The organism is Mucilaginibacter sp. (assembly GCF_036383575.1).
Classification (GTDB): Bacteria; Bacteroidota; Bacteroidia; order Sphingobacteriales; family Sphingobacteriaceae; genus Mucilaginibacter.
Genome location: NZ_DASVOB010000369.1, coordinates 1 through 8,545, shown reverse-complemented (window position 1 = coordinate 8,545; position 8,545 = coordinate 1). Strand labels below are relative to the sequence as shown.

The window sequence follows — 8,545 nt, the reverse complement described above, 5'->3', positions numbered from 1 at the left end:
GTCAATACCATTAAGTCCTTTAGCCTGTAAACCATAAACCGGCTGGTCTGGGTCCATATTTATTGCCAGGGCATTAAATAATAGCACGTTAAGGCCGGCGCCATGTACAATATACAATGGCATTTTATTGCCGGTAGGCTTTATGGGCACAAGCGAATCCCATACTATGGATTTACCATCCATTTCAAGCATAAGGGACAGCTTTTCTACGGTAGAATTTTCGAAAAGTGCAGCCAATGGCAAGCGTTTTCCTGTAAGTTTTTCAATCCGGGTCATTACCTGCACAGCAATAAGCGAATGGCCACCTAATTCAAAGAAATTATCGTAAACGCCGATATTTTCGATCTCTAAAAACTTACTCCAAACTTCTGCAACCAACTGCTCCACATCTGTTCGCGGTGCTACATACAGGTGAATACTTTCGGCAAGAGGGGCAATATGGCTCGCTATAAGTACCTTTTTATCAACCTTACCATTGGGCGTAAGCGGGATGGAAGGTATTACGATAAAATCGTCAGGAACCATATAATCGGGCAGGGAACTTTTTAAGGAAACACGCCAGTTTTTTACCTGTGTAACCTCATCTTCGGCAATATAATTGTCGTTTATTACGATGTAAGCTACAAGCTTATTGATGCTATTTTTATCAGGCTGGGCAACTACTACCGCCTGTTTTACATTAGGTTTATTAATGAGGTGATATTCTATCTCACCGGTTTCGATACGGTAACCACGGATCTTGATCTGCGCATCCGCACGGCCAAGGCATTCAATCTCGCCGTTATCCATAAATCTACCTAAATCGCCCGTACGATACATTTTAGCATCCGCATGATCTGAAAACGGATCGGTTATGAATTTTTCGGCGGTAAGATCGGGCTGGTTTAAATAGCCGGCTGCAAGGCCATCTCCACCGATAAAAATCTCACCTATCGTTCCGGTGTCCAGCGGGTTAAGGCTTTTATCTAAAATGTAAATTGAAGTATTGTCGATAGGGCGCCCTATGGTTATCGCCGGATCTTCAGGCTTGATCTCTTTTATAGTTGACCAAATGGTAGTTTCGGTTGGGCCGTAAACATTCCATAATGATGATGCTTTTCCAAGGATTTTTTCGGCCAGTTCTTTAGGTAAAGCTTCGCCACCACAAATCACTTTTATAGGAGTAGCAGCATCCCAGCCGGCTTCGAGTAAAATACGCCAGGTATATGGCGTGGCCTGCATAGTGGTTATCTTTTCTGCGCGGATAATATCAAGCAGTGCACGACCGTCTTTTGCGGTAGCAGTATCGGCAATAATTACCTGTGCGCCGCTTAATAGCGGTAAAAACAATTCAAGCCCAGCAATATCAAAACTAATGGTTGTTACAGCAAGCAACTTATCCGTTGCAGTCATGCCAGGCGTTTTTTGCATGCTATACAGGAAATTAACCAGGCTATGCTGGCTGATCTGGACGCCTTTAGGCATCCCTGTTGAGCCCGAAGTGTACAGGATATAAGCAAGGTCATCGCCCGTAATGCTAACATTCGGCGTATCTGCACTATACTTTGAAAGATTAGGCCATTCAGTTTCTAAGGTAAGCTCAGTAGCGTTTGACTGGTAATGGCCTTTGTATTTTTCAGAGGTTAACAGTACAACCGCTTTTGAGTCGCTAAGCATATAATTGATCCGCTCAAGCGGGAATTGCGGATCGAGCGGAATATATACTCCACCGGCTTTCATAATACCCAATATAACAGCGAGCATTTCGATTGACCGATCAACGGCAAAGGCTACTTTGTCGCCTTTTTTAACTCCTTTGTCTATTAATAAGGCAGCTAACCGGTTGCTGGTCTCATTTAATTCTTTGTATGTAAATGCCTGATCTTTAAATTTTACTGCTACTGAATCACTTTGCCAGTTAATGAACTGGTGTAAGGCTTTGTCTTTAGGGTAAATTACTTCAGTACTGTTCCACAGCTTCAGTTTTTCAATGAGTTCAGCTCTATTTGAAGCAGGGATCTCGCATATTAAGGTATCAGGGGCATTTACCAGTTCGTTAAGTAAAAAGTTAAATTCATCCATCATGTGGCGGATAGCTTTTTCGCTGAATAACTGGGTATTATATGACCACTCCAATACTAAATCTTCATCACGCCCCGAAATATTAACAAAGATCTCAAAGCTTTCGTACTCGCGCGGGTTACTGGTTAAATGGTGTTTTAATCCATGAAAATCAACATCATCGTCCATCCCCATATCAATGTTAAACATTACAGGGACTAAAGGAACTCGCGAAGCATCACGCGGGATGCTCAGCTTTTTTAGCAATTCACCAAATGTATATTGCTGATGATCGTAAGCATCTAAAATGGCAGAATTACGCTGCTTAAGATAATCGCGGAATGACTGATCATTTTGAGGATAGCTCCTCAATGCAAGCAGGTTAACACAATGCCCAACCAGGCGGTAATTGCCGGTAGCTGATTGGCCAGCAGCAGGCAAGCCTAATATGATCTCATCCTGCCCGGTAACCCTTTGTAAAAAGACCTCAAAAGCGGCTAACAACGTGGTTACAAAACTGCTCCCGTTTGTTTTACCTAATTGCTTCAATGCTGAAGCAAGATTTTTATCGAGGTCAAAATCAAGCCGGTTACTTTTGTAGGTACGTACTGCAGGGCGGGGCAGATCTGCAGGCAGATCAAACAGGTAGTTGCTTCCGGAAAACTCGTTTAACCAATAATGTTCAGTTTCTTTATATTCCTGACTACCAGTAAATAACTCCTGTTCGTTTGAATAATCAATAAATGATGGGGCTTCCGGTAGTTGGATATACTCGCCTTTGGTATAAGCAGAATAAAGCTTGCTCAAATCCTGCATTATAATGCCGATAGACCAGCCATCGCAAATAATGTGATGAGCTATAAAAGTAAGCCTGTGCTCGGTTTTACCCAATTTGATCAGCTGCACTTTAAATAAAGGGCCGGTAATCAGGTTAAAAGCTGTAAATGCGTTTTGATTATTTTGTTCGGTGATGAAGGACTGCTGTTCGGCAACACTTCTTTCCGACATGTCAGCGAACTTGTAGTCAAGCTGCAGGTATTTGTAAATGCAAATAGATTTACCATCAGCGCTAAAGGCCGAGCGTAAGGCCTGGTGCATATTGGTGATCTCCTGCAACCCCTCGAACATGGCCTCCTGGTCAAACTGACCTGAAAGTTGCAGTGAAAAGGACTCGTTGTAGGCACAATTGGCTTCATCACCGCCAATAATACATGATGCCCAGATCTCTAACTGAGGTTCGGTTGATGGGGCAATAGCAACAAGCTCTGGTCCTGCAAAAGGATCAAACTCAACCGGGATAGTATCGTATAAGGTAGTAGTACTCAAGTTAGTTATTGCTGATCTTTACCTGTAAATATTTTCCTGGATTATTTGCATCGGTTACAAACCAACCGGGATTACCATCTTTATCACGGCCTAACTTTGCACCAGGAACCGGAGGCTCGGCAGGTAAACCATTTTTAGCTGGTTCAACTTTTGAAGGTTCCGGTTTATTGGCTGGCATAAAGCCGGCTTCAATCAGCTCATGAACGCTATCGCTGAAAGCTTTAATGATCTGGTCAACCTCTTCATTGGTATGCGCAACCGTAATAAAGCAAGGGAAAAGGTCCCAAATGTGGATGCCTTTAAAGCGCATTAAAGTAAACAGCAATTCGCCATAAGCCAACTCATAATCAAATTTGATTTTCCATAGCGAACCAAATGAAGGGATGTGTAATGGAATACCTTCGTTTTCGCAAATGGCATTCAGCTCATCAGTCAGGCGTTTAGTCATGGAGTTAAGGCCTTCCTGCAGGGCAGGACCTTTTTCCTTCATATAGTTTAACGACGCTTTTGCTGTAGCCAATGCCAGTGGATGGCGTACAAATGTACCTGCAAAGTAGGTTACACCGGCTTCGGGTGATGAATCATCACCAAACTGCCAGTTACCACCATCAAGGGCGTCCATATATTTGCTGATACCGGCAATGGCGCCAATAGGCATACCTCCTCCAATTACTTTACCATAGGTGCCAAGATCGGCCTTGATGCCGAACATCGCTTGCGCACCGCCCGGATGCATCCTGAAACCGGTAATTACCTCATCAAAGATCAAAATAGTTTCCGATTGACGGGTGATTTCCCTAACGCGTTTTAAAAACTCGATCGGGCGAAAATCCGGACGGCGGCTTTGTGCCGGTTCAACCAAAACGGCTGCCAGTTCATGGGCGCGTTCAGCTATTATTTTCAGTGATTCTTCAGTACCGTAATCCAGGATAAGCATGTTCTGCACAACTTCAGGCATAATGCCCGGAGCGGCAGGTACAGTTTTAAACTTTTTCGTGCCGCGAACGATAACCTCATCATTAATACCATGATATGAGCCATTAAATGCCACAATAAGGGAACGGCCAGTTACCGTGCGCGCGATACGCATGGCACCCAAAACAGCTTCAGAGCCGGTATTACATAAGGCAGTACGATCAAAATTGGTGAACTCACAGATCAACTTACAAACCTCACCGGCAAGCTCATGCTGCGGGCCTATTTCATAGCCTTTTTCAACCTGATCTAAAACAGCCTGTTTCAGTATATCGGTTTGATAGCCAAGAAAATTTGAGCCAAAACCGTTGAGGGCATCAATATATTCGTTACCATCAATATCCCAAACCCGGCTACCTTTTGAGCGGTTAACTACCAGTGGATAAACAATTTCTTTAGTTAAAGGACGGAAGCCGCTAACAACACGTGGATCGGCCATGTAAGACCTGTCTTTTTGTGTTTGTGCTTTGCTGCCTTTGGTTTTTTCGTTATACTTCTCCGTCAGGTCTCTTAAAAATGCCTGCTGTTTATCGGTTAACCCCTGTACCTGTTTTTCTATCCGCGCTGTTGCGCCGAAAGGCTTTTTTAGTTCAACTTGTTCCTCCTGCGTAAAATCAGCAGCAAGTGATAATAAAGATTTAGCCGGTGTAGCGACAGGAGCAGGGGCGTTATATGTTTGCGGAGCAGGGGCCTGCGCGGCAGGTGTATTGCCTTGGATAAGTGTTAGCTGACTGGCCAGTAATTGCAACTGCTGAGATATTAAGCTGATCGCTATATCATTACTTCCTGGGCCAGCGGCAGGTATATTATTACCCAATGGAATAATCTGCGTATGGTGCTGAATTGTGTGCTGTACAGTTCCGTTGGTTTCACCGTGTTGAAACGCAGGATTTATGGCAGGGGCAACCTGCGGCTGAAATACATCGGCAGGTAAATTGTTATCCAGGTAAACTGCAAGCAGTTCAAGACTATTATATTCTTCAAACAGTTTCCTGAAAGTAACAGGTACGTTGAAAATCTTTTTAAGATTGGTAGCTATTTGTGTGAGCGAAAGGGAATCAAAGCCAATTTCAATGAAGCTCATGCCGGCGGCCGCTACATCTATCTCTATCCCGGCAGCATCTTCAAAGATCTCCTTAAGTTTATCAATTAAAATATCCTTCCTCATCAGTGCAGGTTGCGTAGTTTTTGTAATTGTTTGTTGTTGTGTTAAGGTTTCCGGAACAATATTTATTGTTACAGATGGTTCAAGCCAATACCGTTTATGGTCAAAAGCGTAGGTTGGGATATCGATCCTTTTACGGTTTTGGCCCGAATAAGTTGCCTCCCAGTTTGGTTCGATACCATTTAGCCATAGCTGGCCTAAAGCTTTCAGCAAGCTATGCAATTCTGTTAAAGTACCATTTTGTTCGAAGCCGGATATAATGGAAATGTTTTTACCTGCGGTATGCTGGCGTGCAAGGGTAGCTAAAATATTCCCCGGACCGCTTTCAATCAGTAAGCGGCCATCTTCCTCTATTACCGTATCCAAAGCAGCTGCAAAGCGAACGGTGCTGCGTAAGTGTTGTGCCCAATATTCAGGATCGGTTGCCTGGGCTTCGCTGAGCCAGGTACCTGTTACTGTTGATACAACTGGTTTAACAGGTTTATTTAATGTTACAGATTTAACTACCGCATTAAAAGGCTCCACAATATCATCCATCATTAGTGAATGAAATGCGTGGCTGGTTAAAAGCAGTCTTGCTGGGATCCCTTTTTGGGATAGCTCTTCGGTAAATTTAGTTATGGCATCTTCAAGTCCGGCCACCACGCAGAGCTTTTTGCTGTTTACAGCTGCGATGGAAAGCTCTGCAGGTAATATTGCCTTCAATTGTTCTTCTTCAATACGAACAGAGAGCATCTGCCCGTGTGGAGCGCTGCTGACCAGGCGTGCGCGTTCCGATATCAACGTTAAAGCATCTTTTAAGCTGAACACTCCGGCCAAATGTGCCGCTACAAATTCGCCGATGCTGTGACCCATCAATATGGCCGGCTGGATCCCTTTGCTCATCCATAACCTGGCCGTAGCATATTCTAAAATGAATAATGCCGGTTGGGTATATAGGGTATTCTTGATTCTTGAGGCCGACTGTGACTCCGCCGGATCGGCAAAAATCACGTCAAGCAGGCTGCTGTGAATGGTATATTGTAACAGGCTGATACACTCGTCTACCGCATCCTTAAAAACAGGTTCGTTTTGATATAGGTCGTGGCCCATATTTACATATTGTGAGCCCTGCCCGGGGAACATAAACACTACTTCCGCAGGAATAGTACTGAGTTTTTTAGTGGATGAAGGATCTGTGTTCGCATCATTTAGTTTTACTACCAGGTCATCGGCATCAGCTGCCACTATGAAACGACGATAGTTGAAATCGGCCCGTGTGGTTTGCAGGGTGTATGCTATATCGTTAAGATCAACGCTTTTGTTGGTATTGATAAATGCGGCAAGCTTACCTGCATATTTAGCTAAACTATTTTCATTTTTTGCCGACCAGCTAATCAGTTTTAAAGGTTTATCTATAGGCGGTTCAATAGGTGCGGGAGCTTTGTATTCCTCTAAAACAACATGCACGTTAGTACCGCCAACACCGAAAGAACTAATGCCTGCGCGTTTAAGCTCTGCATCCCAGGGTTTAAGTTCTGCATTGGCAAAAAATGGGGTATTCTCAATGTCGATATTGGGATTGATCTTTTTAAAAAACAGCGATGGAGGGATTTGCCCATGCTGCATAGCAAGCACTGTTTTGATCAATCCGGCGACACCGGAAGAAGCCGTTAGGTGACCAAAATTACTTTTTACCGAGCCTATAGCGCAAAACTGCTTTTGATCCTGTTCGCCAAAAGCAAGGCTAAGCCCTTCAATTTCTATCGGGTCGCCCAATGGGGTAGCAGTGCCGTGGGCTTCAACATAACTTATGGTTGAAGCCTCTATATTTGCATCAGCTATAGCCATAGCTATAGCACCGGCCTGCCCGTAAGCATTTGGCCCGCCGAAACTGCCTTTTTCGGCACCGTCATTGTTTACACCAACGCCTTTTATAATCGCGTAAATGGTATCCCCATCACGCTCAGCATCTTCAACACTTTTCAACAATACCACACCGGCACCATCACTAAAAACAGTGCCCGAAGCCCCAGCATCAAAAGGCCTGCAATGACCATCAATACTCATGACGGAGCCTTCTTCGTAAATATGACCGCTTTTTATAGGGGAGGTAACCGATGCAGCGCCTGCAATAGCAACCTCGCACTGGCCGTTACGGATACTGCTCACTGCCTGTGCGATAGCTAACAGAGAAGTTGAACACGCTGAATACACAGCGACTGCAGGGCCTTTCAGGTTTAACTGGTAGGCTGTGCGGCTGGCTATATAATCTTTTTCGTTTAGTGTGCGTACCTGGAAATGGCCGAGGGTTTCAACAATTGTGGGATTGGTTAATACATTATTGTTGTAATATGTATTATAACCACAACCCGCAAATACCCCTGTAAGTCCATCATATTTTTGAGGTAGATGTCCAGTTTTTTCCAGTACGTCCCATGCAAGTTCTAAAAAGATCCGTTGCTGCGGATCCATCAGTTCGGCGGCGCGGGGGTTAAACCCAAAAAATCCTGCGTCAAACTGATCGGCACCGTTAAGGATACCCCTTGCTTTTACGTATGCAGGATTGTTCTTTTCGTAAAGCGGAACGTATTTGTCTAACTCCTCATCGGTAAAAAAGCTTGTGCCTTCACGGCCTTCGGCAAGCATCTGCCAAAATTCATCAATGGTATCTGCGCCGGGAAAACGACCAGCCATGCCAATTATGGCTACATCGGTATTGCTGCCTTTTGATCTTGCTTTATGCGTTGAAAGGGGAGCGGATTGTTTATTTACTCCGCTGATAAGTTTGGCAATACCTGCAATAGTTGGATATTGATACAACTTAGTGATCGGGACTTCGTAGTTGAAGCGTTGTTTTAACAGCGCTACCGTTTTTAAAGCCAGCAAGGAATTGCCTCCCAACTGGAAAAAGTTATCATCAATGCCTACCTTATCAAACTGCAGTAATTCAGTTAAAACAGTTGTTATGTTTTTCTCCGTTGGGTTTGATGGCGCTTTGTAAAGCACATCAAGCTCAGGCCGTTTAATATCGGGCTTAGGTAATGCTTTTCTATCAAC

At 44.1% G+C, this 8,545-nt stretch carries 2 protein-coding genes; both read right to left on the bottom strand.

All coding sequences use genetic code 11. From position 1 onward, the window contains the following. Nucleotides 1–3,366 (bottom strand): amino acid adenylation domain-containing protein (locus VF500_RS12835; RefSeq protein WP_330860052.1); only part of this gene is annotated, 3,366 nt, incomplete at its 3' end. A 1-nt stretch (nucleotide 3,367) separates the two neighbouring features. After that, the coding region (locus VF500_RS12830) for an aminotransferase class III-fold pyridoxal phosphate-dependent enzyme (protein ID WP_330860051.1) at nucleotides 3,368–8,545 on the bottom strand (5,178 nt) is incomplete at its 5' end.